Source organism: Nocardia sp. A7 (genome assembly GCF_046549215.1).
Classification (GTDB): Bacteria; Actinomycetota; Actinomycetes; order Mycobacteriales; family Mycobacteriaceae; genus Nocardia.
This window is the reverse complement of record NZ_JAJPWE010000020.1, coordinates 1-652: the sequence shown is the minus strand read 5'-3', so window position 1 is coordinate 652 and position 652 is coordinate 1. Positions and strand designations below refer to the sequence as shown.

Genomic DNA, 652 nt, shown 5'->3' with positions numbered 1-652 from the left:
TGAATGTGGGAACGGCGCTTTTCTGGGTATTACAGGTCATCATGGTGGCAGAGGTAATGACTCCAACTTATTGATAGTGTTTTATGTTCAGATAATGCCCGATGACTTTGTCATGCAGCTCCACCGATTTTGAGAACGACAGCGACTTCCGTCCCAGCCGTGCCAGGTGCTGCCTCAGATTCAGGTTATGCCGCTCAATTCGCTGCGTATATCGCTTGCTGATTACGTGCAGCTTTCCCTTCAGGCGGGATTCATACAGCGGCCAGCCATCCGTCATCCATATCACCACGTCAAAGGGTGACAGCAGGCTCATAAGACGCCCCAGCGTCGCCATAGTGCGTTCACCGAATACGTGCGCAACAACCGTCTTCCGGAGCCTGTCATACGCGTAAAACAGCCAGCGCTGGCGCGATTTAGCCCCGACATAGCCCCACTGTTCGTCCATTTCCGCGCAGACGATGACGTCACTGCCCGGCTGTATGCGCGAGGTTACCGACTGCGGCCTGAGTTTTTTAAATGGCGGAAAATCGTGTTGAGGCCAACGCCCATAATGCGGGCTGTTGCCCGGCATCCAACGCCATTCATGGCCATATCAATGATTTTCTGGTGCGTACCGGGCTGAGAAGCGGTGTAAGTGAACTGCAGTTGCCAT

At 53.8% G+C, this 652-nt stretch carries 1 pseudogene; it reads right to left on the bottom strand.

Annotated elements, in window-relative coordinates:
• Positions 1–67: 67 nt before the first annotated feature.
• Positions 68–652 (bottom strand): annotated as a pseudogene (locus ACLJPD_RS33140) (IS1-like element IS1B family transposase); the annotation flags it as partial.